This window comes from Hymenobacter sp. (assembly GCF_035709525.1).
Lineage (GTDB): Bacteria > Bacteroidota > Bacteroidia > Cytophagales > Hymenobacteraceae > Hymenobacter.
Map to the genome: position 1 here is coordinate 1 of NZ_DASTEP010000136.1, position 24,381 is coordinate 24,381.

A 24,381-nucleotide genomic window follows, 5' to 3' on the forward strand; every position below is an offset into this window, starting at 1 on the left:
AGGGGAGCCTAACGAAGGAATGACGTTGGCTTGCGGTCGGCTCCCCTCTCCCGGAGGGGAGGGGCCGGGGGTGGGGTAATACGCCTAAAACCGCCACCGCACAAACGCTTCCATCGCCTCGTAATTCGCCATGCCCAGGCGGTCGTATTGCTGGGCGGTTTCGCGGTTGCGGTGCTCGGCGCGCACCCAAAACTCGCGGGCATCGTCGCCCGGAAACACCGGCGTGTCCTTCTGGCTCTGGTGCTTGAAAATGGCGTTGCGCTTGCGCAGCACCTCCTGCGGCGAGAGCGGCACGGCCATTTCGATTTCGTAGGGCTTAAACTCGTGCCACGCGCCGCGGTACATCCACACCCAGCAGTCTTCGACCCAGGCTTCGGTAGCGCGCAGGCGGCGTAGCGCCTCGGTCACGATGTGGAAGCAGACGAGGTGCGTGCCATTAGGGTCGGCAAAGTCGCCAGCCACGAACAACTGGTGCGGCTGCACCTGCTGTAAAAGCGCCATCGTCAGCTCAATGTCCTTGTCCGTAACCGTGTTCTTGGCCGTCTTACCCGACTCGTAGAAAGGCAGCGCCTGGAAGTGAATGTGGTCGTCGGCCAGGCCCGCGTAGCGCGCCCCCGCAATGGCCTCGCTCTTACGAATGAAGCCCTTCACGTTGCGAATCTCCTGCGTGTCAACCTGGTTGGGCTGTTTCTGCTGGATAAACTGCCGCATGTCTTCGTACACGCCTTGCAAGCGGCTGGCATCGCGGCCCAGGCTGGTTTCGAGGTCGATGGCAAACTCCACGTAGCGCAGTACGTCGTCGTCCCACACGGCCGTGTTGCCCGAGGTCTGGTAGGCCACGTGTACATCGTGCCCCTGGTCGATGAGGCGGATAAAGGTGCCACCCATCGAAATCACGTCGTCGTCGGGGTGCGGCGAGAAGATGATAACGCGCTTCTGGGCCGGCAGCGCCCGCTCGGGGCGCTGCGAGTCGTCGGCCCCCGGCTTGCCGCCCGGCCAGCCCGTGATGGTATGCTGGAGAAGGTTGAATATGTGGATGTTGATGGTATACGCCGGGCCGCGTTCGGTCACCAACTGGGCCATGCCGTGGGCGTTGTAGTCCTCGTCGGTCAGCTTCAGAATCGGCTTGCCCAGCGTGTTGGACAGCCAGATGACGGCCTTCTTAATCAGCTGCTCGTCCCACACGCAGTCCTTCACCAGCCAGGGCTTGTCGAAGCGCGTGAGCTCGGCCGCCGCGTCTTCGTCCAGCACAAACTCCACGTTATCGGCTAGTTGCAAGTAAGTAGCCGGTACCTCGCCCGATACCTCGCCCTCCACGGCCTTCTTCACGATGGAGGCTTTCTTGCCACTCCAGGCCATCAGCACGATTTCGCGGGCCTGGAAAATGGTGCCGATGCCCATCGTAATGGCCTTGCGGGGCACGTTTTCCTTGCCCCCGAAGTCGCGCGAGGCGTCGCGCCGCGTCAGGTCGTCGAGCGTTACTAGGCGCGTGCCCGAGTTGGGGGCCGAGCCCGGCTCGTTGAAGCCCACGTGGCCCGTGCGCCCGATGCCCAGCACCTGCAAATCCAGCCCGCCCGCTTCCTCAATCTGCCGCTCGTAGTTGAGGCAGAAGGCCGCCACGTCCTCCGGGGCCACCGTGCCGTCGGGGATGTGAATGTTGCCCGGCTCGATGTCGATGTGGTCGAACAGGTTTTCGTGCATGAACGTGACGTAGCTTTGCGCCGAGGTAGGCGGCATCGGGTAATACTCATCCAGATTGAACGTCACCACGTTGTGAAAGCTCAGGCCTTCTTCGCGGTGCATCCGCACCAGCTCTTCGTACACGCCCACCGGCGTGGCTCCGGTGGCCAAACCCAGCACGGCTTGCTCGCCGCGCTGCTGCTTGTCGCGGATGAGGGCGGCGATGCGCCCGGCTACCTTGGCCGAAGCCACTTGCTTGTCGCGGTACACGGTCACCGGCAGCTTTTCAAAGCGGGTTTCCTCCAGGAGGTTGAGGCGGGTCATGAGGGGTAGCGAAACGTTCTGCATGAGGCAAGGCTAAGCAGGTGACAGAAAATGCTAAATCGTTTAAGGCAACGGGCAAAAACAAGTAAACAAGTCAGATAGTAGCTTCGAAACAAACAAGTTAAAAAGAGTCAGGCCAGCTCCAGATAGCTCTCGAAGATGTTCTCCATCACCGTAGCCACCGAGCCCAGCACCACCGCATTGGCCCCCAGCTCGGACACGACCAGACTGGTTTTTTCGCGCAGCTGGGCCATGCAGTAGGTATTGATAGCCTGCTGAATAGCGGGCAAGATAAACTGCCTGACCTGCGCTATCTCGCCGCCCAGAATAATCAGCTCGGGGTTGAAGAGCTGCGTGAGGATGGCGATGCCCTTGCCCAGGTTGGTGCCCACCTCGGCCAGTAGATGAATGGCAAACTGGTCGCCCGCGTGGGCGGCCTCGTACACCCGCTCGGGCGTTAGCTCCGCCAGCTCGGTGGCCGGTAGCTGGCTGAGCAGCGTGTTTTCGCCGGCTTCTAAGCCGGCCTTGGCCAGCCGCACGAGGGCGCTGCCCGAGGCCACCGTTTCGAGGCAGCCGCGCTTGCCGCAGTGGCACAGCGCCCCGCCCTCTACCAGCGGAATGTGCCCGAACTCGCCCGCGAAGCCCGACGCGCCACCGCGCAGCTTGCCATCCAGGATGATGCCCATGCCGATGCCCCAGTCCATGGACAGCACCAGCACGTCGCGCCGGCCGTGCGCCAGCCCAAAGCGGTACTCGGCCAGCGCCGCGCTCTTGGCGTCGTTCTGAATAAAAACCGGCTTGCCAAACTGCTGTTCCAGTGTCTGTTGCAGCGAGGTGGGCTCGTTGGGCGCGAGCAGGTAGGTGTAATTGTTGCCCTCCTTCGAGGCCACCAGTCCCGGCATACTGATGCCCACGCCCACCAGCTTTTTCAGCTCGATGCCCGAGGCGTGCAGCAGCGCCTGCGCGTGCCCGCAGATTTGCGTCAGCGCGCTCCGGTCTTTCGTAGCCTCAATGTGAAACGTATGTACGCCGCTGATAATATGATTGTTATTATCAAAGATGGCTACCCGCGTCTTCAGCTGTTCGATGTGAATGCTGAGCACGAACAGCGACCCGTCGCAGAGCCCGTACAGCTCGGGCTTGCGCCCACCCAGCGACTTGCCGCGGCCCTGCTTTTCGACTAGTCCTTCGGCCACCAGTTCATTAAGCATGGCAATGGACGTGGGCGAGCTGATGCCGAAGCGGTTGCAAATGTCCGCGTTTGTCTTGGCTCCCTTCACATACAAGTGCTTCACCAGCTTGAGCTTCTGCATGTGCTGCCGCCGCTCCACATTATTGAGCCGGGCCAGGTAAGCTTCCTCCAAGGCTAATAACGAACTCATGGTGAGGCGGCGCTAAATTCGATGTAAATAAATCTAGTTTTTCTTATAAGTCCAAAAAACTTTTGTTAAATTTTTAGAAAAGTGGCTTTGCAATGGTAAAAAAATAGAAAAACCACTAGTGTTCGTTATGCTGAGCGTCTGTCATGCTGAACGCAGGGAAGCATCTTTACCGCATCGTTGGAAGGCTTAGCAGAGAAGCGATAGAGATGCTTCCCTGCGTTCGGCATGATAAATAGTTTTGGATGTTCCAAAAACCCTACTTCTTCGCTCGCTCAGCACCTTGCTGTAGCACTACGTGCTTGATGTTCTGCCGGTTAAAAGTATAAGTGATATGCACCCGCCCATCCTGCGCCTGAATGATGGCGGGGTAGCTGTACTCTTCGGTCGAGCCGTGTTCGAGCATGGCCACGTCGCGCCAAGTCTGGCCGTCGGTCGATTGGGCCACGCGCAGCTCGCTGCGGCCGTTAAACCAGTCTTTGCCCGGCAGGGCGGGGTTGTATACCAGTAGCTGCGTGCCGTTGCGCAGCGTCACGGCGTCGGTGCCGGAGTTGGGGTTGAGTAGCGTGGTTTGCGACAGCTTATCCCAGGTCGCCCCGTTGTCGGCCGACCACGTTTGCACGATGCGGCCCTGCTTGCTGCGGCACAGCAGCTGGAGCCGGCCCGCCGGATACACCAGCACGCTGGGCTGAATCACGTCGAGCGGCGAGGTGTTGTCGATGGGCTGCACCTGCCAGGTCTGGCCCCGGTCGGTCGATTTTTCGAGGTGAATAGTCCAGTGCCCGCCCGCTTCCTCCACGCTCGACGGCGCCAGGATGGTGCCGTTGGCAAGCTGCACCGGCTTGTTTTTGATGGGGCCGAGCACGCCGGGCGGCAGCCGGCGCGGGGCCGACCACGTGCGGCCAGCATCGGCCGAGGTTTGCACCATGCCCCACCACTCGCGCGGGTTCGGCCCCACTTTATAAAACAAAAACAGTTGGCCCCCGCGCTCCTTGAATAGCACCGGGTTCCAGGCCGGGTAGCGCAGCGTATCGCTCACTACGCCATCGGCCACGCGCTGCGGCGGCGTAGCGCCTTGTTTGCTAAGGTCAGAAAGCCAGATGGATACGTCCTTGGCGCTCTCCTGCGTGCCGCCAAAGCAGGCTACCAGCAGCTTGCCTTTCGGGGTTTCGACCAGCGTCGAGGCGTGACACTGCTGGAAGGGCGGGTTTTTGAATAGTAGCTCTTGCGTGGCGACGGTCCAGGTGGTTTGGGCCAGGGCGGCGGTGCTGGCCGCCAAGGTTAGGGTAGCTGTGAGGAGGAGAGTGGGTTTCATATTGTTCAGCTTAAAAAACGCCTGTCATTGCGAGCGCAGCGAAGCAATCGCACCCGAACGGAACCTGAATAGTGCGGCTCAACAGGTGCGATTGCTTCGCTGCGCTCGCAATGACAGAGAATTGCCCAGGCTTCAACCTGCCAATCACTGCGCCACCTCCACCGGCTGCGCCACGCTAAACGGTGCGCTCAGCCGAATATCCTCCGATGACGCGCCAACCATAGCGGTGAAAGCGCCGGGCTCTACCACCCATTTCAGGCTGGTATTAAGTAGCATCAAATCCTCCGCATTCAAGTTAAAAACCACTTCGCGTTGCTCGCCCGCTTGCAGCGCGAGCCGCTGAAATTTGCGGAGCTGCTTGTCGGGCGTGACCACGGAACTGACTTCGTCGCGCAGATACAGCTGGGCTACTTCCTCGCCGGCCCGGTTGCTGGTGTTTTTCACGGTGAAGCGCACCTTCACCCGCACCGCGCCCGCGCTTTCGGTCACGTCGGCGCGCAGGTTGGCGTAGGCGAACTTACTGTAACTCAGGCCGTGGCCGAAGGCGTAGAGTGGCTTGTTGTCGACCTCTACGTAGTCGTGCGGGGCGGGGCGCCTGGCGTTGTAGTACACCGGCAGCTGGCCCACGCTTTTGGGCACCGAGATGGGTAGGCGGCCGGCGGGGTTGTAATCACCAAAGAGCACGTCGGCCACGGCGTGGCCGCCCTCCTGGCCGGGGTACCAGGCATCGAGCAGGGCGGGCACGTGGGCGGCCATCCAGTTGAGGTTCAGCGGCCGGCCTTTGATGAGCACTACCACTACCGGCGTGCCGGTGGCCACCACGGCTTTCAGCAATTCCTGCTGTTTGCCCAGTAAATCGAGCGTAGCCCGGTCGTAGCCCTCGCCGCTTTCCATGTCGCTGACGGCCGGCCCGCCGCCCGCCTGCACGGTGGCGGCCCCGGTGCTTTGGTACTCGGTTCTAAAATCGCGGGCGCTGGAGCCGCCGAGTACCACTACGGCTACCTGCGCCTGCCGGGCGGCGGCCACGGCCTCGGCGATGTTGGCGCTGGCGGTATCCCGAATGGCGCAGCCCTTCGCATAGGCAACCTGCGCGCCCGGCATTTTAGCCCGGATGCCTTCGAGCACCGTTACCACGTTGCTTTCGGGCTGGGGCGCGGTGTAGTCGCCGAGCTGATTGTAGATGTTGTCGGCGTTGGGGCCGATGACGGCGATACGTTGCAGGGTTTTGGCCAGGGGCAGCAGGTTCTGCTCGTTTTTCAGCAGCACGATGGACTCCTGGGCTACCTGCCGGGCCAGCTGCACGGTGGCCGGGGTTTGTACTTGTTTAGCGGCTTGGCGCGGGTCCACGTAGGGGTTTTCAAACAAGCCCATTTCGAACTTCACCCGCAGCACGCGGCCCACGGCCCGGTCGAGCACCTCGGGCGCCACCAGCTTTTGCTGCACGGCGGCCAGCAGCTCCTTGTCGTAGCCGTAGCCGCTCAGGTCGTCGTCGAGGCCGGCATTGATGGCCAGCGCCGCCGCCTCGGCGGGCGTGGCGGCTACGTGGTGGTTATTGGCCAAGCCCGAGATGCTGCCCAAATCCGACACCGTGAAGCCCCGGAAGCCCCATTGCTGGCGCAGCAGGTCGGTCAGTAAAAATTTATTGGCCGAGCACGGCACGCCGTCGATGGAGTTGTAGGCCGTCATAATCGACTGCGCCCCGGCCTTCACCGCCGCCCGAAACGGCGGCAGAAAGCTCTGGTACAGCTCGCGCGGGCCGGTGCTGATGCTACCGCCGTTGTGGCCGCCCTCGGGCACGCCGTAGGCCGTGAAGTGCTTGAGGGTCGAGACCACGTTGCGCCCGCTTTTGAGGCTGCTGCCTTGGAAGCCCTGCACCATCGCCACGCCCATCTGGCCGTTGAGCACGGGGTCTTCGCCGTAGGTTTCTTCCACGCGCGACCAGCGCGGCTCGCGGGCCAAATCCAGCACCGGGCCATAGCCGATGTGCGCGCCCTGCACCCGCGCCTCCTGGGCAATGGCCGCCGCCATGCGCCCAATCAGGGCCGGGTCCCAGGTGCTGCTTTGCCCAATGGATGTCGGAAACACCGTGGTACCGATGGCCATGTGGCCGTGCGGGCACTCTTCGGCCAGCAGCAGCGGAATGTGCAGCCGCGTGTGCTCCACCACGTAGCGCTGCAAGGCGTTGGTGGCCTCGGCAGCTTGCTGGGGGTTGAGGCCGGTGGTCAGGGTTTTCTTGGTCCAGGGGTCGGCCCGCAAGGTGGCCCACAGCGCCCCGATGTGGCGCTCGTCCACCGCCTTTTTATAGGCCGGGCTGATGCCGACCTTTTGCCCTTTTTTCTGGTACATCTCCCAGCCCAGCAGCGTCGAGAGCTGGCCCACTTTTTCTTCTACCGTCATGCGGGCCAGCAGGTCTTGCACGCGGGCGTCGGTGGGGGCGGTGGGGTTTTGGTAGAGCGGCCGGCCGGGCTGGGCCGTGGCGGCGGTGGCGAGCAGGCACAGCCCGAGGAGTAAGCGATTGACCATGCGGCAGGCAGTAGCGTAGGGGAAAAATGGGTAGGCTGGTAAGCGCAGGTTTTGCGCACGGCAACGAGTCTGGTCGCGCAAAGCTTCCGCGCTTGGCCCGCGCTAATGTAGGATGCGCGAACGGCCCCTTCAGCTTATCGGCCTGTTGGTGGCAGTGACGGCAGCCCGCCCGAATAGCGCAGCCGCACGACGCAAACGTCGGTAAAAACCTCTCGGCTTCGCCACAAAAAAAGGCTCGCTGCACGATGCAGCGAGCCTTTTTCGGCCGATTACATGGCTAAGCCTTGGCCGCAGCGGCGGCCGCTTCCTCGTCGGCCAAGTCGCGCGGGGCGTAGCCGTAGGGGTTTTGTGGGTCTTTGCCGGCGCGCAGCAGTACCCATAAGCCAATGATAATGAAGGGGATGCTGAGCAGCTGCCCGATATTGAGGTGATACTGCGCGATGATGCCCGTTTCGTCGCTCACCTGGTTTTCTTTCAGGAACTCGACTAGGATGCGGAAGGTGAACAGCAGCACCACGAACAACCCAAACAGCAGCCCGCGGGGCGTGCGCTGCTTGTACTTGTTCCAGAGGCCATAAAGCAGCGCCAGCAAGAAGAGGCAAAACAGCGACTCGTAAATCTGGGTGGGGTGGCGCGGTACGGCCATCGGCGAGTCGGGCGCTACGGGCGTGCCAGCGGGCAGCAGGCGGTAGCCCGCCGAGCCATCGGCGTACGTTACGGGCTGGGCGGCTACCTGCACCGCGCCGGCGGGCAGCGGGTGCGTGGCGGGCTGCAAGTGCTCGGTATCGCGCGGGAACACGAAGGCCCACGGCACATCGGTGGGCTTGCCCACGATTTCGGAATTCATCAGATTGCCGATGCGGATGCACGCGCCCCCGATGGCCACTACTATCACGATGCGGTCGAGCACCCAGAGATAGTCGAACTTATTGCGCCGGCTAAATAGGAAGACCGCCAGCAGAATACCGATGGTGGCGCCGTGCGAGGCCAGCCCGCCTTCCCAGATTTTGAAGATGTCCCAGAGGTTGTCTTTGTACTTATCCCAATCGTAGAAAAACACGTGCCCGAGCCGCGCGCCCAGCACCGTGCCCACCACCATGTAAAAGGTAATGACATCGACCCAGTACGGCCGCACGCCCTCTTCCTTGTAGATGTGCGTGAGCACAAACGAACCGATAACGAAGCCCAGGGCAAAGAGTACGCCGTACCAGCGCAGCAGCAGCGGCCCGATTTCGGCGATGATGGGGGAGACGTTCCAGGGAACGTAGGCGAGCAGTGCAGTCATGCGGGCAAAGGTAGGGTATCCGTCATGCTGGCGAAGGAAGCATCTTATCACGGTGAGATTACTAATTCTGGTGTGATAAGATGCTTCCTTCGTCAGCATGACAGCTTACAGCCCGGCCAGCTCCTCGCTAAAGCCGCCGCTCAAAATCGGGAAGCGCAGCCACGAGCGCGGGTCCACGTTATAATCATCGAGGTGGAAGCTGGGCGCGTAGCGCTCGCGCTTCCACTGGTTGCGGCTCCAGAGCTGGTAGAAGCGCTTGACGTAGGCGCGCAGTTGCTCGGGCTCGTGGTTAGGCTCTTCGGCCACGAGCTGGGCCAGCACGGCGGCGGGCGAAAGGCGGTCGTAGAAGGCCAGCCGCTCAATGCGGTTGAGCAGCACGTAGGGCATGAGGTCGCGCTCGTCGGTTTGCTTGTCGGCCAGGGGGCGCAGCTCGGCGGTGGGTTGCAGGGCGTTCACGTGGCGCAGGCCTTCGTAGCCGAGGGCGGTTTGGGCCCAGCGCAGCCATTTTTTGACGAAATCTTTGTCCACGCCCGCGATGGGGGAGATGCTGCCCGCCGTGTCGCCGTCCATGGTGCAGTAGCCCACGCTGGCCTCCGAGCGGTTGCTGGTCGTGATGAGCAGGCAGTTTTGCACGTTGGCCAGCAGCCAGATGCCGGGGGCGCGCACCCGCGCCTGAATGTTTTGCAGGGCCAGGTCATCGGTTTGCCAAGTGAGTTCGCGGCCCAGGGCGTGCTCGATTTTGCCTACGTAGCCGGTCACCTCTTCGTCTATCGTCCAGTCAAAAAAACGCGCTCCGATGCTGTCAGCCAGGTCTTTGGCCGAGTTAAAGGTGTCGTCGGAGGAATTGACCGTGCCCTGGTAGGCGCAGGTAAGCAGGTGGTTTACGAGCTGCTGGTTTCTGGTTTCTGGTTTCTGGTTTTCGGGCTCGGTCGGATTGTCTACGTCGTCGGCTTTTTGGTGGGCTTTGCCGCCCGCGCCGGCTTGCGTCACTACTTTTTTAGCTTCGTCAAAAGCCCCGCTACGGCGCTTGAATTCATCTTCGCCCAGTTCCTCCACGCCCAGGCGCACCATTTCGGCCACGGCCACGGCGCAAAAGCACGAGTCGGCCCCGCCGCTCAGGCTCAGCACGAAGCCCCGGCTGCGCGCCTTGCGCAGGTAGTCGAAGAGGCCCAGGCTCATGGCTTGGTTGAGCTCGCGGTACTCGTCGGGCTCGGGTAGGTCCACGATGGCGTCGGCTACTTCGAGCGGTTCGCTGAAGTCCACGTCGACCCATTCCATGTCCACTTCTTTGAAGCTCAGCAGCTGGTTGCGCTTCAGTAAGTGGCCGTTGCGCGCCACCAAGATTTCGCCGTCGTAGATGGTGCGGCCGGCCTCGTTGCCCAGCAGGTTGGCGTAGAGGTAGGTGCATTCAAACTTGCGCGACGAGTTGAGCACCAGCTTGTAGCGCACGTCGGTCTTGCTCATGGCAAAGTGGCTGGCCGAGGGGTTGATTATCAACTCGACCTTGCCGCGCAGCCGGCAGGCGGGCCGCACGTCGTCGGGCCGCCAGGCATCTTCGCATATTTCAAAGCCGAAGCGCACGCCCTTGTGCTCGAAAGTAAGGTCGCCCAGCGGCCAGCTTTCGCCCTCGTACTCTACGGTAGTCTGCTGCCCCGCTGGCCACGACACGAAAAAGCGCGTTTCGTAATGCACCCCGTCGTTGGCCAGAAACTGCTTGGCCGCAAAGCCTAGTATCTCGCCGTCGCGCAGCACGGCGGCCGTGTTGTAGGTGTAGTGGTGCAGCCGCACCGGCACGCCCACTACCACGCAAATGCCCTGCGTGAGCGGCCGGATTTTCTGCAAGTGCATCATCGCCGCCGCCGGCAGCCAGTCGCTCAGAAACAGGTCTTCGCAGTTGTAGCCCGTCAAGCACAGCTCGGGCAAGCACAGCAGCTCCACGCCCGCCGCTTTGGCCTGCTCGATGGCAGTGCTGATATTCTGGATGTTATGATTCCAGTCGAAGGGAATCTGGTTGAGGGCGGCACCGGCAAGACGCATAGTAGGCGAAGGGTGAACTTGTGAACAGGTGAGTGAAATACTTGCCCATTCTTATGAATGTTCAAAAATATCGCTTCATCCCGGTTCTCTAGCCTACCAAGCCGTTACCTCGCCGCGCTATACTCCCAACGCCGTCAGCGCTCGCTCGGCCGCCAATTGCTCAGCCTGTTTTTTATTCAAACCCATGCCCGTGGCTACCACTTCATCATTAAGCAGCACAGTGGCCGTAAACTCCATCACGCCGCCCGAGCGGGGCTCGCCGCTGATGTCGTAGCGCACGGCCTTGCCGTTGCGCTGCGCCCACTCGATGAGCTTGCTTTTGTAGTTGGATGTAGTGGTTGTGAGCGCCGCGACATCTACGAAAGGCTTAATCAAGCCTTTCAGCACAAATTTGCGGGCGGCCTTGTAGCCCAGGTCGAGGTACACGGCCCCGACCAGCGCCTCCAGCGCGTTGCCATTCACCGAGCGCGAGCGGGCCACGCGGGTTTGGGCCGAGTCGAGCTGCACCAGCTTGTCGAGGCCTATCTTTAAGGCAATGGCGTTCAGGCTCTCGCGGTTGACGATGCGCGAGCGGGTTTCGGTCAGGAAGCCTTCCTGTTCGTAGGGGTACTTCTTGAACAGGTACTCGGCCACGACCGTGCCCAGCACGGCATCGCCCAGAAACTCCAGCCGTTCGTTGCTTTGGTGGCGGCCCGCGCCGGGCTCGCCCCGCACCACCGAGGAGTGCGTGAAGGCCAGCTGGTAGAGCCGCGCATTGCCGGGGTCCTGGCCGATAACCGTGGCCACGGCCTGCCGAAACTGCTTGTCGCTGCCCAGCAGCCGCCGAAACAAGCCAAAAAGTGGTAAGGGCATACTGGTTAGCTGTTTAGTAGGTAAGTTAATTATACAGTGTCATGCTGAACGCAGTGAAGCATCTCGCGTAGCGCACTAACCTCAATACGATGGAGATTACTGCGCCACGCGAGATGCTTCACTGCGTTCAGCATGACGTATTTAAACAAGGCTAAGCTAGTCGGCCAGGCGGCGGAAAACTACTGTGGTGTTGTGCCCACCGAAGCCGAAGGTGTTGCTCACGGCCACGTTTACCGGGCGCTCTTGCGCTACGTTGGGCGTAAAATTCAGTGCCTGATTAATCTCCGGGTCGGGCGTGTGCAGGTTGATGGTGGGCGGAATGATGCCGTGCTGAATGGCCATAATTGAGGCCACCGCCTCGATGCCGCCCGCGCCGCCCAGCAAGTGGCCGGTCATGCTCTTGGTCGAGGAGATGTTGAGCTTGGCGGCGTGCTCGCCAAATACGGTTTCGATGGCCTTCACCTCGGCCCCGTCGCCGAGCGGCGTGCTCGTGCCGTGGGTGTTGATATAATCGACCTCCTCGGGCCGAATGCCGGCATCGCGGAGCGCGTTTTTCATGACCAGCACTACGCCCGAGCCGCTGGGGTCGGGGGCCGTGATGTGGTACGCATCCGACGACATGCCGCCGCCGATGAGCTCGCAGTAGATTTTGGCGCCGCGCGCCTTGGCGTGCTCGTACTCTTCGAGCACCAGCGCGCCCGAGCCTTCGCCCAGCACAAAGCCGTCGCGGTCTTTGTCGTAGGGGCGCGAGGCGGCGGCGGGGTCGTCGTTGCGCTCGCTCATGGCTTTCAAGGCGTTGAAGCCGCCCACGCCCGACTCGGTGATGGCCGCTTCGGAGCCGCCGGTCACGATAACGTCGGCCAGGCCGAGGCGGATGTTGTTGAAAGCCGCGATGATGGCGTCGTTGGACGAGGCGCAGGCCGAAGTCGTGACGTAGTTGGGCCCGCGGAAGCCGTTTTTGATGGAAATGTTGCCCGACGACGAGTCGGCAATCATGCGCGGAATGAAGAAAGGCGAGTAGCGCGGGGTGCCGTCGCCGCGCTCAAACTGGAAGCATTCTTCCTGTAGCGATTTCAGGCCGCCAATGCCCGAGCCCCAAATCACGCCCACCCGGTCTTTGTCGACGTTGCCGGTCAGCAGGCCTGCGTCGGCAATGGCCTCGTCGGACGCGATAACGGCAAACTGCGTAAACAAGTCCATCTTCGGCCCTTGCTTGCGCTCGAAGTAATCGAGAGGGTTATAGTTCTTTACCTCGCAGGCAAAGCGCGTTTTAAACTTGGTCGCGTCGAAGCGCGTGATGGGGGCGGCTCCGCTTACCCCATTTTTCAGCCCTTCCCAATAGGCGGGGGCAGTGCTGCCCAGGGGGGTAATGGCCCCAATACCAGTGACAACAACGCGGCGAATGGACGACATAAAATCGCAGATTTAAACGGATTTTTAGGATTTCGCAGATACGCCCGGCTGCGCCGGGCTGACTACGCGGGCGACAGAAACGGGCTTAAACCGCAAAACCGGCCGGCAGTGCGCCGGCCGGTTTTAAAAGGAAACTGTAGCTAGTGCCAGCAAAGCAGCCAAACGAACCTCAGGAATAGTACGCCGGAAAAACCAGCTTAGTCAGCCCGGCGCAGCCGGGCGTATCCGTTAAATCCTAAAAATACGTTTGAATCTGCGGTCTTACTTAGCGTGCTCTTCGAGGTAGCTAACGGCTTGGCCCACAGTCTGAATGTTTTCAGCCTGGTCGTCGGGAATGCTCACGTTGAATTCTTTTTCGAACTCCATGATTAGCTCCACGGTGTCGAGCGAGTCGGCACCTAGGTCGTTGGTGAAGCTGGCTTCCGGAGTTACTTCCGAGGCTTCAACGCCCAGCTTGTCGATAATAATGGCTTTTACTTTTTCGGCGATTTCAGACATTGCAGTCGTGGGTTAAGGGGAAACTTGACTGCAAAGTAACGTTACTTTTCCTATACACGCCGCGAATCGGCTTTTCACGGAGCGTACAAGATTTTGGCCGGCCGGTTTTAGCCCGGCGCTGCCGCGCCGCCGAAAGCCGTAGCTTTGCGCTTCGCCGCTGCCCGCCGCTGCCGACTATGACCCTGACCCTGGACGCTGAGTATGACTGCGACTTCGCGCTATTCGGCCTCGTATCGGGGGTGCCCGACTACACCGTGGCGTGGGCGCTCAGCCGGGGCCTGCGGCTGCGCCTGGTGCGGCAGCCCGATTTTGTGCTGAACCTCGTGCAGCAGGGCCCGCTGGCCTTTAGCTACTACCTCTACGGCACCGAATCGCTTACTTTGCGGCTGCTGCGCAACCGGGCGCTGCCGCCTTCGGCGCTGCCCAAGCCATTTTTTGCGCCCGATATCCACGAATACGACTACTTGCTGCAAGTAGTAGGCGGGGCCGACGAGCTGGCCGGCACCGAGCTGCTCGACCGCCTCACGGCGCTGGCACCCGTGCGCTACGCCAGCGAAATAGACCCCAACGAGCTGAAATACAAGGAGAATTTCTTTTTTTAAACGCGCTGCTTTTCTACATGGAACCGACACCCGTATCGTTCAACAAAACCAAAATCGTGGCCACCGTGGGCCCCGCTTCCAACACCTACGACCGCCTCGCGATGCTCATCCGCGAGGGGGTGGACGTGTTTCGCCTCAACTTTTCGCACGGCGCGCACGAGGAGCATTTGTCGGTAATCAACACGGTGCGCCGCCTCAACAAGGACCTGCGCACCAACGTGGGCTTGCTGCAAGACTTGCAGGGGCCGAAAATTCGCCTCGGTGAGGTAGAAGGCGGGCAGGTTGAAATCAAGCCCGGCGACAAAATCACGATTGTGGCCGGTGAGAAGGAAATCAGCACGGCTACTCGCCTGGCGACCATCTACCTGGGCTTGCCGCGCGACGTGAAGCCCGGCGACAGCATCCTGCTCGATGATGGCAAGCTGGAGCTGCGCGTGCTCGCTACCGACCGCGAAAAGGAGGTGCAGTGCGAAGTTATTTACGGCGGCATCGTGAAGCCCCGCAAGGGCATCAACCTGCCCGACTCGGAAGTTTCGGCCCCGAGCATGACCGAGAAAGACATTGAGGACCTGAAGTTTGGCCTCGAAAACGACGTGGACTGGGTGGCGCTGAGCTTTGCCCGCCGCGCCGAGGACATCCGGTTTATCAAAAACATCATTGCCGAATCGGGAAAGACGACGCGGGTAATCGCCAAAATTGAAACGCCCGACGGCCTGCGCAACATCGACGAAATCATCGCCCTCACCGATGCCGTGATGGTGGCCCGCGGCGACCTCGGCGTGGAGGTGAAGATGGAAGAGGTGCCGATGGCCCAGAAAATGATTATCGAGAAGTGCAACAAGGCCGGCAAGCCCGTCATTGTAGCCACCCAGATGATGGAATCGATGATAACGGCCCCGCGCCCGACGCGCGCCGAAACCAGCGACGTAGCCAACGCCGTTATCGACGGGGCCGACGCGGTGATGCTTTCGGCCGAAACCGCCGTGGGCCAGTACCCGGCCGAGGTTATCCGCTCGATGGTGGGCACCATCAAGAGCGTGGAAAGCCGCAGCCCCAAGCTGTTCCATAAGTGGTGGCCGGTCGATGCCACGTCGCCCAACTTTATGGTCGACAGCGTGCTGTCGGCTGCCTGCCACTTGGCCAAGAATACTGGCGCTAAGGTGATTACCGGCATGTCGCACCGCGGCTACACGGCCTTCCAAATTGCCAAGTACCGCCCCAAAGCCGACATCTTTATCTTCACCGACGACCGCAACATGCTCACCGTGCTGAGCCTGGTGTGGGGCGTGCGCTGCTTCTACTACGACCGCTTCATCAGCACCGACAGCACCATTGCCGACCTGCGCTCGGTGCTGCTCACGACGGGCAATTTGCAGAAAGGCGACGTGTTCATCAACACCGCCACCCTGCCGATTACCGACAAGGGCCGCTCGAACATGGTGAAAGTGAGCGTCGCCTAAAATCACTGATTAGCACGAATTTTAGCGGATTTCGCGGATTTTGTAGGCGATTTCTGTTTGGTGCTACCGCTGGTTTTGCGAAGATTAAAATTAAACTAAAAAGGCCACCCAACAGGGTGGCCTTTTTTGCGTCTACAAAATCCGTGAAATCCGCTAAAATTCGTGCTAATCAGTGATTAAGTTTCCACGTGAGAGGCGCGGCACCGGGCGCTGCCAGCTGCACCAGATACAGGCCGGCCGGCTGCCCGCCTAGCGCGATGGGCAGGCTGGTTTGGCCGGCGGCTACCTCGCGGCTCCACACGCGGCGGCCTAGGGCGTCGGTGAGCGTGAGCACGGTGCCGGGCCGGGTAGGGGCGGCCAGGGTGAGCGTGGCGGCCTCGGCGGCGGGGTTGGGGTGCAGCGTGGCGGCTGCGGCGGCCTCGGCGGCGCGGGAGGGGAGGAGCGTGCTGAAGTTGATGGGCGAGCCGCAGGCTACGCCAGCCTTGCGGAAATAGCTTAGCTTGTTATTGTAAGCATCTTGGAAATAATAAGGGCCCATTTTGGCACCTACATCATAGGACTCATTTATTGCCAAGCCGTCTATACCCCCCATATATTGGTTAGCATTGTTACTCATTGGGTACATGGCCAGAAAGGCGAGTTGCGACCCGTAGTTGAGGCACGCAGTCCCCGGAAAATCCAGCGTATAGCTATTGCCTACTAGCAGGCCACCTAAACCAGACGCGGGCAAATAGGGGCGGTATTCGCCCGTTAGCAAAGCCAGAAAAGGGAATTGTGGCGATGCACCTGTGCGCAGCGAAAAGGCCCAGCGTCCGGTTTGTACGGGAGAAAGCACGGTGCCGGGCTGTCCTCCGCAGTTGGGCGTAGAATAGGTAGTGATAAGACGCTGCTCCCGGTAGCTGATAATCAAGCTGTCAGCCGTGACGACGCGCGAACTGACGCGCCGCAGGCGATACCCCGATTTGCACAGGAGCGAGCCCCATAGGTAGGGAACCTCCGCTATATATCCCATTTCATCGCCCACATTCATGCTAAACAGCGTGCGCGGGTCATATACGCCCAGCCCAGGCTGAGGTGTGCTGAACTGCCGCCACTGCGTAGCGAGCGTAGTAGCCGATGCGCTAAGCATAAGCCACTGCGGCCCTTGGGTTAGGCCATTGGCTCGGCTGAAGATGAACTGCTGGCCGTTGCTGAGGGTGATAGTGGCGATGGAGTCGGTAGCAGAAGTCGGGCTGACTACGCGCGAGCTAAGCGTGGCCGTGAGCGCCGGCGTGGTGCTGGCCGTCCAGGTACTGCCTACCGCTGCGCGCGGGCGCAGGAGTAGGGCCACCGGCGTGGCTTGGCCAGTGGCCGCTTCGGCATTGGCTTCGAGGTAGTAATTGCTGGTGCCGGGCTGCCACCGCAAGCGGGCACCAAATAGGTTATTCCGGCTTTTGACAGCGTAGCTGCTGGAAGGGCTGGGAGCGCGCAGCAGGCGATTGAACGTGTAAACCGAGTCGCCGGCGGCAGTAGCATAAGCCGAATCTACTCGCAGTGTGCGAATAGAATAGGTAGATACGGTGCCAGGGTTTTGAGTGAACCCGTACACAAAGCCCGGCCGGAAGGGCCGCCAAGCCGTAGTTTGGGCTTGCGCCTGCTGCCCGAGCGCCCCCGCCAGAAAGGCGGCTAGCAAGTACTTATGTTTCATGCTGGAAAAGAAAATGGTGAATGAGCCGTGAAGGTATAGCCCAAACCCTATCCTGCCAAGCCTAAACGCAGCAAGCCCCGCCAGCACTTGGCGGGGCTTGCTGGTAAGGAGCGCGGGACCAAACGATGGGGCGGCAGAGTTTGGCCCCGCTAGAGCTCGTCTCGCGCTAGAGCGCGTTAACGAGCTTTGTCAGCTTGCTTTTGTTGTTAGCAGCTTTGTTTTTGTGGATAATGTTCTTCTTGGCCAGGCGGTCCAGCATCGACGATACTTTTTTCAGCAGCTCCTGGGCTACTGCTTTGTCGGTAGTGCCACGCAGCTTCTTAACGGCCGTGCGGGTAGACTTGTGCTGGTAACGGTTTAGTACGCGCTTCGCTTCGTTGCTGCGGATGCGCTTGATAGCCGACTTATGGTTTGCCATGACAAAAAAGAGATTCTATAGGAAACAGCCGGTGGGCTGCGGTTTTCACGTTTGGGAGGGCAAAGGTAAGCAGAATAACTAGCATATCCAAGTGCCAGTAAAAAGTTTGGAAAGCCGACTGCGGCCCACGTAAGCCGCCCAGCGTTTGGCCGTTAGCCGCAAACTTCACGCGCTGGCCACGTGTTGGGGCTAAATTCACTTGCCTTATGCCCTTGCTTTCCTCGTCGGCGCACCGACCGGCCGCTTTTTTATTTAACGGCCACCTGCAAACCATCGTGCCCAGCACCCTACGCCGGGTGCCCGAGGTGCGCTACCAGCGCGAGCGCCTGGAGTTGCCCGATGGCGATTTTGTGGACCTCGACTGGTCATTGGCCGACCCCGCGCCAGCGCGGCAACTCGGCATTATCTCGCACGGGCTGGAGGGCGACAGCGGCCGGCCCTACGTGCGCGGCATGGCGCGGGCACTCAACCAGGCCGGCTTCGATGCGCTGGCCTGGAACTACCGGGGCTGCGGCGGCGAGCCCAACCGCCTACTGCGCGCCTACCACCTCGGCGATACCGGCGATTTGGCCGCCGTCATAAAGCACGCCATTGAGGTGAAAAACTACCCGGAAATTTACCTGACGGGCTTTTCGGCGGGTGGCAACGTAACGCTGAAATACCTGGGCGAAGCCCCGGAAAAGGTGCCGCCGCAGGTGCGGCGGGCGGCCGTGTTCTCGGTGCCTACCGACCTCAAGGCCAGCTCGCACCACATCGGCCGCTGGCAAAACCAGGTGTATCTGCGGCGCTTCCTGGCCTCGCTCCGCAACAAAATGCGCGAGAAAGCTGCCCACCTGCCCGGCCAGCTCGACCTTGTCGGCCTGGAAGCCCTGCGCGACTTCCCGCAGTTCGACGACCGCTATACCGCGCCGCTGCACGGCTTCGCCTCGGCCGATGCCTACTACGAGCACGCGGCCTCGGGGCAGTATTTGGCCGCTATTCGGGTGCCTACGCTGCTAGTTAATGCGCTGAACGACCCTTTTTTGCCGCCTTCGTGCTACCCGCGCACCACGGCGGCGGCCAGCAATTTTTTCTTCTTAGAAACGCCAGCGGCGGGTGGCCACGTCGGCTTTGCCGAAGGCGCGCCCAGCGGCAGCTACTATTCCGAGCGGCGGGCTGTCGATTTTTTTACCCGCGTGGTGCCGGGGTAATCAATGCGCGAATGAGTGAGGGGTGAATGAGTGAATTGCTTTTCTATTCACTCATTCACCCCTCACTCATTCGCGCATTGGCCAACCTACTTAGCCGGGGGCGAGGTAGCCTCCACGGCCGAGAAGGTTTCCAGAATTTTGTAGGTGTGCGAGGCACCCTGCGGCACGAGGTAGGAGGTACCGGGCTCCAGCACAGTTACTTTGCCTTCGAGGTGCAGCTCGGCGCGGCCTTTTAGCACGTAGCCCACGGTTTCGTAGGGGCGGTTACTGAGGGGCTTGGGCTCGCCGGGCTGCTCGTCTTCCCAGAGGCGCAGGGCTACGTGGTGGCCGGCGGCCAGTTGCTTTTCGCCTTGGTTGCCCTCGGGCGCGTTATTGGCGTTTACGTTGGAAACGGACATTGGAAAAAATGTAGCACGGAGTGGCACTCCGTAGTTTTTGAATGCGAGAAAAAACGGCGTGCCACGCCGCTTTGAACCGTGGAGGCTAACGCAAGGCGGCGGGCGGCGGTTGTGGGCCGCGCCAAACCTTCGGGCGGGTAAGGGGTTCAATTCTTACGCGAGCGGCCTGCGTGCTATACTTGCCGCTCGGTTTCAGTTCTTTTTCCATGATTCTGCCGTGTCCACCACCGTCGCCCAACGTTTCGCCGAGCAATTGGCGCACGCCCACGCGGCCGTGCCCACCGCCCTCCCCGGCCCGGCCTTCTGCGCCCTGGCCGAGCACGTTTTAGCCGTCCTTTTTCCGGAGCGCGCCTCCCAGCGCCTGCCCACCGCCGATGTCGTGGCCGCCACGCTCCACCAGCTTCAGGCCGAATTGACTACCCTGCTGGCACTGGTACCCGCGCTACCCGCCCCGCCCGCCGAGGTAGCCCAGGCTCTTTTCGGTCAGCTGCCCGACCTGCACGAAGCTCTGTTGCAAGACGCCGCCGCTACCCTGGCCGCCGACCCCGCCGCGCAGGGCTTGTTTGAAGTAATAAGCTCGTATCCCGGATTTTATGCCACGGCGCTATACCGGCTGGCCCACGCGCTGCACCAGCGCGGCGTGCCGCGCCTGCCGCGCCTGCTCAGCGAGTACGCCCACCGCCAGACGGGCATCGACATCCATCCCGGCGCGCGCATCGGACGGGCCTTCTGCATCGACCACGGCACGGGTATCGTCATCGGCGAAACGGCCCACATTGGCAATCACGTGCAAGTGTACCAGGGCGTTACGCTTGGGGCGCTGAGCGTGGCCAAGAGCCAGCAGGGCCTCAAGCGCCACCCCACCATCGAAGACCACGTGGTCATTTATGCCAATGCTACCATTCTGGGCGGCAACACGGTTATCGGCACGCGCAGCATCATCGGCGGCAACGTGTGGCTGACCGAGAGCGTGCCTTCGCATTCGCGGGTGTACCACCGCGCCCAGCTGCACATGGCCCGGCAGGATGACCCGGCCGGTGAAGTGATGTTCGTTATTTAAGTTTTAAGCTGTTAGCTAGCAGCTGTTGGCTGTTAGCTACTAGCCTTTTATTTCACTCCAAAATAAAAAGCTAACAGCCAACAGCTGCTAGCTAACAGCGAAAGAATGAAAGCTAACAGCATTCTCGACGTTATCGGCCACACGCCGCTCGTCAAACTCAATAAGCTATTCGCCGCCGAGCGGCCCGACGTGGAAGTGTGGGTGAAGCTAGAGCGCCAGAACCCCGGCGGCTCCATCAAAGACCGCATCGCGCTGAGTATGATAGAGCAGGCCGAAAAAGACGGCATCCTCACCAAAGACAGCCACATTATCGAGCCCACTTCGGGCAATACCGGCGTGGGTTTGGCGCTGGTAGCGGCCGTGAAAGGCTACAAGCTCACGCTCGTGATGCCCGAGAGCATGAGCATCGAGCGCCGCCGCCTGATGTCGGCCTACGGTGCCCACCTGGAGCTGACGCCCCGCGAGGGCGGTATGAAAGCCGCCATTGCCAAAGCCCAGGAACTAGTAGACCGCGAGCCCGGTGCCTGGATGCCCATGCAATTTTCAAACCCCGCTAATATTCAAGTCCATATCGAAACTACGGCCCAGGAAATCCTAGCCGATGCGCCCGAAGGCGGCTTCGACCTGCACGTGACCGGCGTGGGCACCGGCGGACACATCACGGGTGTGACCGAGGTGCTCAAGCCGCTGTTTCCCAAGATGAAAACCTACGCCGTGGAGCCCGAGTTGTCGCCCGTTATCAGCGGCGGCGCGCCGGGGCCGCACCCTATTCAGGGCATCGGCGCGGGCTTTATCCCTGAGAACCTGCACACTGACATTCTGGACGGTACCATTCAGGTGAGCCGCGACGAGGCATTCGAAATGGCCCGCCGCGCGGCTACCGAGGAAGGCATTTTATGCGGCATCTCGTCGGGCGCGTCGCTGGCGGCGGTGGCCAAAAAGCTGAGTGAAGTGCCGCAGGGTGGCAAGGTGCTAACCTTCTGCTACGATACCGGCGAGCGGTATTTGTCGGTCGAGGGGCTGTTTGTATAAGGTTGCGCGGACTTTGCAGTCCGCGTTTTGACTGTACGCTCACAACAATCGCGGACTACAAAGTCCGCGCAACATTAAGCGCGGGGCCGGCCACGGTCCCGCGCTTTTTTGCGTATGCGCGGGCATGGAAACTACAGCCTCACCCAGCCGCGTCTGGCGCTTTGTGTTGCCGGTGGCCGTCGCCGCCTGCCTCTACGTCAACTACATCTACAATGCCCGCCCGCCCGAGGGTGCGCTCAGCAACGGCGAAATGTCGGCCCGGCACCCCACGCTCATCACGCCGGCTGGCTATTCATTTAGCATCTGGGGCGTCATTTTCAGCGGGCTGGTGGCCTACACTGTCTGGCAATTGCGGCCCGCCGCCTGGCGCACGCCGCTGCCCGGCCGCCTCACGCCGGTGCTCACGCTGGCCGTGCTCGTCACTACTTGCTGGACGCTGGTATTCAGCTACGGCCACATCGGCCTGAGCCTCATCGTAATGCTGGCCATCCTGGGGCTGCTGGCCGTAGCTTATGCCCGCGCCCGGCCGGTAGTGCTGCGCGGCGATGCCCCGGCCTGGCCTGCGTGGTTTCTGAGCTTGTACCTGGGCTGGATAATGCTGGCCTCGGTGCTGAACGTGATTTTTGGGCTGCGCGACGCGCTAGGCTGGGAATGGTCAGCCCAGGCCAGCCTGGCGGGTAGCTATGGCCTGGTAGCCGTGGCGGCGGCGCTGGGCACGGCGCTGGGCCAGCGTGCGCAAGATGCTTTGCTACCGCTGCCCATTGCCTGGGGCCTGGCGGGCACCTACGTAGCGCAGCGCGAAGCGCACCCGGCGCTGGCGCTGGTAGCGCTGGGCGCGGCGGCGGCACTGGCCACGGGAGCGGTACTGGATTGGCTACGCAAGCGGCGGCCCACTTCAACGGCGCGATAGGGCAGGGGGCTCCGGCCGCTGGCCGGGCGTACTTTTGCCCGCATCCACTCTACTTTAAACTGCTCTTTGCAATGCGCCAGAAATTTGTTGCCGGCAACTGGAAAATGAACCTCACCCTGCCCGAGGCGCAGGCTCTGACCTCGGAAATCGTGCAAATGCTGCACGACGAGCAGCACGGCCCCGACGCGGCGCAGGTGGTTATCTGCCCCTCTTTTCCGCTGCTGCCCGCCGTGGGCCGCCTGCTCGATGGCAGCCGCGTGGCGCTGGGTGCCCAAAACTGCCACCAAAAGGAAAGCGGCGCTTACACCGGCGAGGTGTCGGCCAAGCTGCTGCAATCGGTAGGCTGCGAGTACGTTATCCTGGGCCACTCCGAGCGCCGGCAGTACTTCCACGAAGACGACGAACTGCTGAGCCAGAAGCTGAAAGCTGCCCTGGCCGCCGGCCTGCGCCCCATCTTCTGCGTGGGCGAAAGCCTCGAAACCCGCGAAGCCGACGAAACCTTCGACTTCATCGCCAAGCAGCTGAAGGACGGCCTCTTCCACCTCAGCAACGAGGAATTTGACAAGGTAGTAATTGCCTACGAACCCATCTGGGCCATTGGCACCGGCAAAACGGCCACTACCGCGCAGGCGCAGGATGTGCACGCCTTCATCCGCGAGCAAATCGCCAGCGCCTACGACGCCGAGGCAGCCAACAATACCGCCATCCTCTACGGCGGCTCGTGCAATGCTCAGAATGCCCGCGAACTGTTCAGCCAGCCCGATGTGGACGGCGGCCTCATCGGCGGCGCGTCGCTGAAATCGCGTGATTTCGTGACGATTGTGACGTCATTCTAGCCGAGTGTAAAGACGCATATTTGCGTCTCGTCGTTGTTCAGCCCGTCCGACGCGAGACGCAAGTATGCGTCTCTACACCCATGAGCCCAGAAGCGCGCTAGCACGCATTTTGCCCGGCAGCAGTTTATCCGGCTAAGAAACCCACCTTATCGCGCATGTTTTTCTCGCTTATCCTCTCAGCGCTCCTCGCTCTGGCCCCCGCCAAAGCGGCCCCGGCCGGCGTCGAGCCGTGCAGAATTTACGGCTCCATCTACCTCGAAACCGACCCGCGTTTGCGCAGCAACTGCTTCGCTACGGTGTACATCGAGCCCGAAGAAACCTTTGCCGACGTGCTGGTTTACAACGAGAACAACAAGCTGTTTGCCGATAAAGCTGGCCTCTGGTACCCGGCCGACAACCGCGCGTTTGCCGATTACAATTTGTTCGTCACTACCGACCGCAACTTGGCCGAGTTCTCGATTCACTACACAAAGGTGCGCTCGTTTGCGGGTTGCAAGACGAATTAAAAGAATGTGCGAGATGTAAAAAATGTGAGAATGTGGAAATGCTGAGATTACTCGCGGAGTGATTGCAGCATTTCCACATTCTCACATTTTTTACATCTCGCACATTTATTAAATTTTTGGACATTTTCTTTACTTAAACTTAGAATGGATTATACTGAACTGCGGGTGCAGGCCCCCCGCGAGCTGGCCGACATGCTGGTGGCCGAGCTGGGCGAAGTAGGCTTCGACACCTTCGAGGACAACGACGAAGGCTTTTGCGCCTACATCGGCGAGGGCGACTATAACCCCGACGCGGTGGCCGAAATCATGAGCCGCTACGAGGGCATCGGCGAGCTGAGCTACTCCGACCGCGTCATCACGCGGCAAAACTGGAACTCGGAGTGGGAGAAGAATTTTCAGCCCCTCATCATCGCCGAGCGGGTATCGGTGCGCGCCCCATTCCACCCCAAGCCCGAGGGCGTGGAGTACGACATGGAGATAATGCCGCGCATGTCATTCGGTACCGGTCACCACGAGACGACGGCTTTGATGATTGAAAATCAACTGGATATTGACCACCACGGCAAGCGCGTGCTGGACATGGGCTGCGGCACGGGCATCCTGGCCATCATGGCCGAGATGCTGGGCGCGCGCCAGGTGCTGGCCGTAGACGTAGAGCCCTGGACGGTGGAAAACGCCCGCGACAACGCCGCCGAAAATCACTGTCGCACCATCGAATGCCGCCTGGGCGGCGTGGAAGTGCTGGCGGGTGAGGAGCCGTTTGACATCATCCTGGCCAATATCAACCGCAACGTATTGCTCGAAGACATGCACGCCTACGCGGCGCTGCTGCCAGCCGGGAAACCAATTTTGTTCAGCGGGTTTTATGAGGAAGACTTGGCCAAAATAACGGCCGAAGCCACCCGGCAGGGGCTGCGCTACGAGCGCCACCGCGAGCTGCGTAATTGGATTTCTGCTATTTTTACAAAATTGTAGG

Annotated in this window: 21 protein-coding genes; 9 read left to right on the forward strand and 12 right to left on the reverse strand. The window is 61.1% G+C overall.

Annotation, left to right across the window (positions count from 1 at the left end):
- Positions 1 to 84: 84 nt before the first annotated feature.
- The 9 genes from nagB to VFO93_RS11765 form a co-directional block, all read right to left on the reverse strand.
- A complete protein-coding gene (gene nagB / locus VFO93_RS11725) occupies positions 85 to 2,028 on the reverse strand; it encodes a glucosamine-6-phosphate deaminase (protein ID WP_325134560.1) in 1,944 nt (647 codons plus the stop codon).
- A gap of 107 nt (positions 2,029 to 2,135) precedes the next feature.
- Positions 2,136 to 3,386, reverse strand: a complete 1,251-nt coding sequence (locus VFO93_RS11730) for an ROK family protein (protein ID WP_325134561.1) — start codon at positions 3,384 to 3,386, stop codon at positions 2,136 to 2,138.
- A gap of 256 nt (positions 3,387 to 3,642) precedes the next feature.
- Positions 3,643 to 4,698 (reverse strand): sialidase family protein, encoded by a 1,056-nt coding sequence (locus VFO93_RS11735; RefSeq protein ID WP_325134562.1) that lies wholly within the window; start codon positions 4,696 to 4,698, stop codon positions 3,643 to 3,645.
- Positions 4,699 to 4,842: 144 nt separating this feature from the next.
- A complete protein-coding gene (locus tag VFO93_RS11740; RefSeq protein ID WP_325134563.1) occupies positions 4,843 to 7,221 on the reverse strand; it encodes a glycoside hydrolase family 3 N-terminal domain-containing protein in 2,379 nt (792 codons plus the stop codon).
- A gap of 277 nt (positions 7,222 to 7,498) precedes the next feature.
- Positions 7,499 to 8,506, reverse strand: a complete 1,008-nt coding sequence (gene lgt, locus VFO93_RS11745; RefSeq protein WP_325134564.1) for a prolipoprotein diacylglyceryl transferase — start codon at positions 8,504 to 8,506, stop codon at positions 7,499 to 7,501.
- A gap of 105 nt (positions 8,507 to 8,611) precedes the next feature.
- Positions 8,612 to 10,543 (reverse strand): NAD(+) synthase, encoded by a 1,932-nt coding sequence (gene nadE / locus VFO93_RS11750; RefSeq protein WP_325134565.1) that lies wholly within the window; start codon positions 10,541 to 10,543, stop codon positions 8,612 to 8,614.
- Between the two features lie 117 nt (positions 10,544 to 10,660).
- Positions 10,661 to 11,395 (reverse strand): ribonuclease III, encoded by a 735-nt coding sequence (gene rnc, locus VFO93_RS11755; protein ID WP_325134566.1) that lies wholly within the window; start codon positions 11,393 to 11,395, stop codon positions 10,661 to 10,663.
- Between the two features lie 156 nt (positions 11,396 to 11,551).
- Entirely contained in the window at positions 11,552 to 12,808 is a 1,257-nt protein-coding gene (fabF, locus tag VFO93_RS11760; RefSeq protein ID WP_325134567.1) for a beta-ketoacyl-ACP synthase II, read from the reverse strand.
- A 261-nt stretch (positions 12,809 to 13,069) separates the two neighbouring features.
- Positions 13,070 to 13,306: an acyl carrier protein gene (locus VFO93_RS11765; protein ID WP_068229068.1), complete on the reverse strand. Its 237-nt coding sequence runs from the start codon at positions 13,304 to 13,306 to the stop codon at positions 13,070 to 13,072.
- 176 nt (positions 13,307 to 13,482) lie between these two features.
- Here VFO93_RS11765 and VFO93_RS11770 point away from each other — a divergent pair, with 176 nt between their 5' ends.
- Together VFO93_RS11770 and pyk are read left to right on the forward strand one after the other, a co-directional pair.
- Positions 13,483 to 13,908, forward strand: coding sequence for an IPExxxVDY family protein (locus tag VFO93_RS11770; protein WP_325134568.1), 426 nt, complete (start codon positions 13,483 to 13,485; stop codon positions 13,906 to 13,908).
- Positions 13,909 to 13,925: 17 nt separating this feature from the next.
- Positions 13,926 to 15,368 carry a pyruvate kinase gene (pyk, locus tag VFO93_RS11775; RefSeq protein ID WP_325134569.1) on the forward strand — a complete coding sequence of 481 codons (1,443 nt, stop codon included), beginning with the start codon at positions 13,926 to 13,928 and terminating at the stop codon, positions 15,366 to 15,368.
- 169 nt (positions 15,369 to 15,537) lie between these two features.
- Here pyk and VFO93_RS11780 read toward each other — a convergent pair whose 3' ends face one another.
- Both VFO93_RS11780 and rpsT read right to left on the reverse strand, forming a co-directional pair.
- Positions 15,538 to 17,055: a hypothetical protein gene (locus VFO93_RS11780; RefSeq protein ID WP_325134570.1), complete on the reverse strand. Its 1,518-nt coding sequence runs from the start codon at positions 17,053 to 17,055 to the stop codon at positions 15,538 to 15,540.
- A gap of 166 nt (positions 17,056 to 17,221) precedes the next feature.
- Positions 17,222 to 17,473, reverse strand: coding sequence for a 30S ribosomal protein S20 (rpsT, locus tag VFO93_RS11785; protein ID WP_325134571.1), 252 nt, complete (start codon positions 17,471 to 17,473; stop codon positions 17,222 to 17,224).
- Between the two features lie 206 nt (positions 17,474 to 17,679).
- Between rpsT and VFO93_RS11790 the strand changes: the two genes are divergently transcribed.
- Positions 17,680 to 18,663, forward strand: a complete 984-nt coding sequence (locus VFO93_RS11790; protein WP_325134572.1) for a YheT family hydrolase — start codon at positions 17,680 to 17,682, stop codon at positions 18,661 to 18,663.
- An 86-nt stretch (positions 18,664 to 18,749) separates the two neighbouring features.
- Here VFO93_RS11790 and VFO93_RS11795 read toward each other — a convergent pair whose 3' ends face one another.
- Positions 18,750 to 19,061 carry a cupin domain-containing protein gene (locus VFO93_RS11795; RefSeq protein WP_325134573.1) on the reverse strand — a complete coding sequence of 104 codons (312 nt, stop codon included), beginning with the start codon at positions 19,059 to 19,061 and terminating at the stop codon, positions 18,750 to 18,752.
- Between the two features lie 217 nt (positions 19,062 to 19,278).
- On the opposite strand from VFO93_RS11795, the gene VFO93_RS11800 reads away from it, so the two are divergent.
- From VFO93_RS11800 to prmA, 6 genes are all read left to right on the forward strand, one after another.
- Complete coding sequence (locus VFO93_RS11800; protein WP_325134574.1) at positions 19,279 to 20,121, forward strand: serine acetyltransferase; 843 nt, start codon at positions 19,279 to 19,281, stop codon at positions 20,119 to 20,121.
- A 105-nt stretch (positions 20,122 to 20,226) separates the two neighbouring features.
- Positions 20,227 to 21,153, forward strand: a complete 927-nt coding sequence (cysK, locus tag VFO93_RS11805) for a cysteine synthase A (protein ID WP_325134575.1) — start codon at positions 20,227 to 20,229, stop codon at positions 21,151 to 21,153.
- A gap of 124 nt (positions 21,154 to 21,277) precedes the next feature.
- Entirely contained in the window at positions 21,278 to 22,063 is a 786-nt protein-coding gene (locus VFO93_RS11810; protein WP_325134576.1) for a tryptophan-rich sensory protein, read from the forward strand.
- A 71-nt stretch (positions 22,064 to 22,134) separates the two neighbouring features.
- A complete protein-coding gene (gene tpiA, locus VFO93_RS11815) occupies positions 22,135 to 22,899 on the forward strand; it encodes a triose-phosphate isomerase (protein ID WP_325134577.1) in 765 nt (254 codons plus the stop codon).
- A gap of 155 nt (positions 22,900 to 23,054) precedes the next feature.
- A complete protein-coding gene (locus VFO93_RS11820; RefSeq protein ID WP_325134578.1) occupies positions 23,055 to 23,405 on the forward strand; it encodes a DUF6150 family protein in 351 nt (116 codons plus the stop codon).
- Between the two features lie 144 nt (positions 23,406 to 23,549).
- The gene (gene prmA / locus VFO93_RS11825) at positions 23,550 to 24,380 is read left to right on the forward strand and encodes a 50S ribosomal protein L11 methyltransferase (protein ID WP_325134579.1); all 831 of its coding nucleotides are present in this window, start codon (positions 23,550 to 23,552) and stop codon (positions 24,378 to 24,380) included.
- Position 24,381: the final 1 nt, after the last annotated feature.

What these genes read in the sequence shown, in the direction of transcription:
- nagB (WP_325134560.1), bottom strand. Translation starts at nt 2,028, where the DNA reads ATGCAGAACGTTTCGCTACCCCTCATGACCCGCCTCAACCTCCTGGAG.
- VFO93_RS11730 (WP_325134561.1), bottom strand. Translation starts at nt 3,386, where the DNA reads ATGAGTTCGTTATTAGCCTTGGAGGAAGCTTACCTGGCCCGGCTCAAT.
- VFO93_RS11735 (WP_325134562.1), bottom strand. Translation starts at nt 4,698, where the DNA reads ATGAAACCCACTCTCCTCCTCACAGCTACCCTAACCTTGGCGGCCAGC.
- VFO93_RS11740 (WP_325134563.1), bottom strand. Translation starts at nt 7,221, where the DNA reads ATGGTCAATCGCTTACTCCTCGGGCTGTGCCTGCTCGCCACCGCCGCC.
- lgt (WP_325134564.1), bottom strand. Translation starts at nt 8,506, where the DNA reads ATGACTGCACTGCTCGCCTACGTTCCCTGGAACGTCTCCCCCATCATC.
- nadE (WP_325134565.1), bottom strand. Translation starts at nt 10,543, where the DNA reads ATGCGTCTTGCCGGTGCCGCCCTCAACCAGATTCCCTTCGACTGGAAT.
- rnc (WP_325134566.1), bottom strand. Translation starts at nt 11,395, where the DNA reads ATGCCCTTACCACTTTTTGGCTTGTTTCGGCGGCTGCTGGGCAGCGAC.
- fabF (WP_325134567.1), bottom strand. Translation starts at nt 12,808, where the DNA reads ATGTCGTCCATTCGCCGCGTTGTTGTCACTGGTATTGGGGCCATTACC.
- VFO93_RS11765 (WP_068229068.1), bottom strand. Translation starts at nt 13,306, where the DNA reads ATGTCTGAAATCGCCGAAAAAGTAAAAGCCATTATTATCGACAAGCTG.
- VFO93_RS11770 (WP_325134568.1), top strand. Translation starts at nt 13,483, where the DNA reads ATGACCCTGACCCTGGACGCTGAGTATGACTGCGACTTCGCGCTATTC.
- pyk (WP_325134569.1), top strand. Translation starts at nt 13,926, where the DNA reads ATGGAACCGACACCCGTATCGTTCAACAAAACCAAAATCGTGGCCACC.
- VFO93_RS11780 (WP_325134570.1), bottom strand. Translation starts at nt 17,055, where the DNA reads ATGAAACATAAGTACTTGCTAGCCGCCTTTCTGGCGGGGGCGCTCGGG.
- rpsT (WP_325134571.1), bottom strand. Translation starts at nt 17,473, where the DNA reads ATGGCAAACCATAAGTCGGCTATCAAGCGCATCCGCAGCAACGAAGCG.
- VFO93_RS11790 (WP_325134572.1), top strand. Translation starts at nt 17,680, where the DNA reads ATGCCCTTGCTTTCCTCGTCGGCGCACCGACCGGCCGCTTTTTTATTT.
- VFO93_RS11795 (WP_325134573.1), bottom strand. Translation starts at nt 19,061, where the DNA reads ATGTCCGTTTCCAACGTAAACGCCAATAACGCGCCCGAGGGCAACCAA.
- cysK (WP_325134575.1), top strand. Translation starts at nt 20,227, where the DNA reads ATGAAAGCTAACAGCATTCTCGACGTTATCGGCCACACGCCGCTCGTC.
- VFO93_RS11810 (WP_325134576.1), top strand. Translation starts at nt 21,278, where the DNA reads ATGGAAACTACAGCCTCACCCAGCCGCGTCTGGCGCTTTGTGTTGCCG.
- tpiA (WP_325134577.1), top strand. Translation starts at nt 22,135, where the DNA reads ATGCGCCAGAAATTTGTTGCCGGCAACTGGAAAATGAACCTCACCCTG.
- VFO93_RS11820 (WP_325134578.1), top strand. Translation starts at nt 23,055, where the DNA reads ATGTTTTTCTCGCTTATCCTCTCAGCGCTCCTCGCTCTGGCCCCCGCC.
- prmA (WP_325134579.1), top strand. Translation starts at nt 23,550, where the DNA reads ATGGATTATACTGAACTGCGGGTGCAGGCCCCCCGCGAGCTGGCCGAC.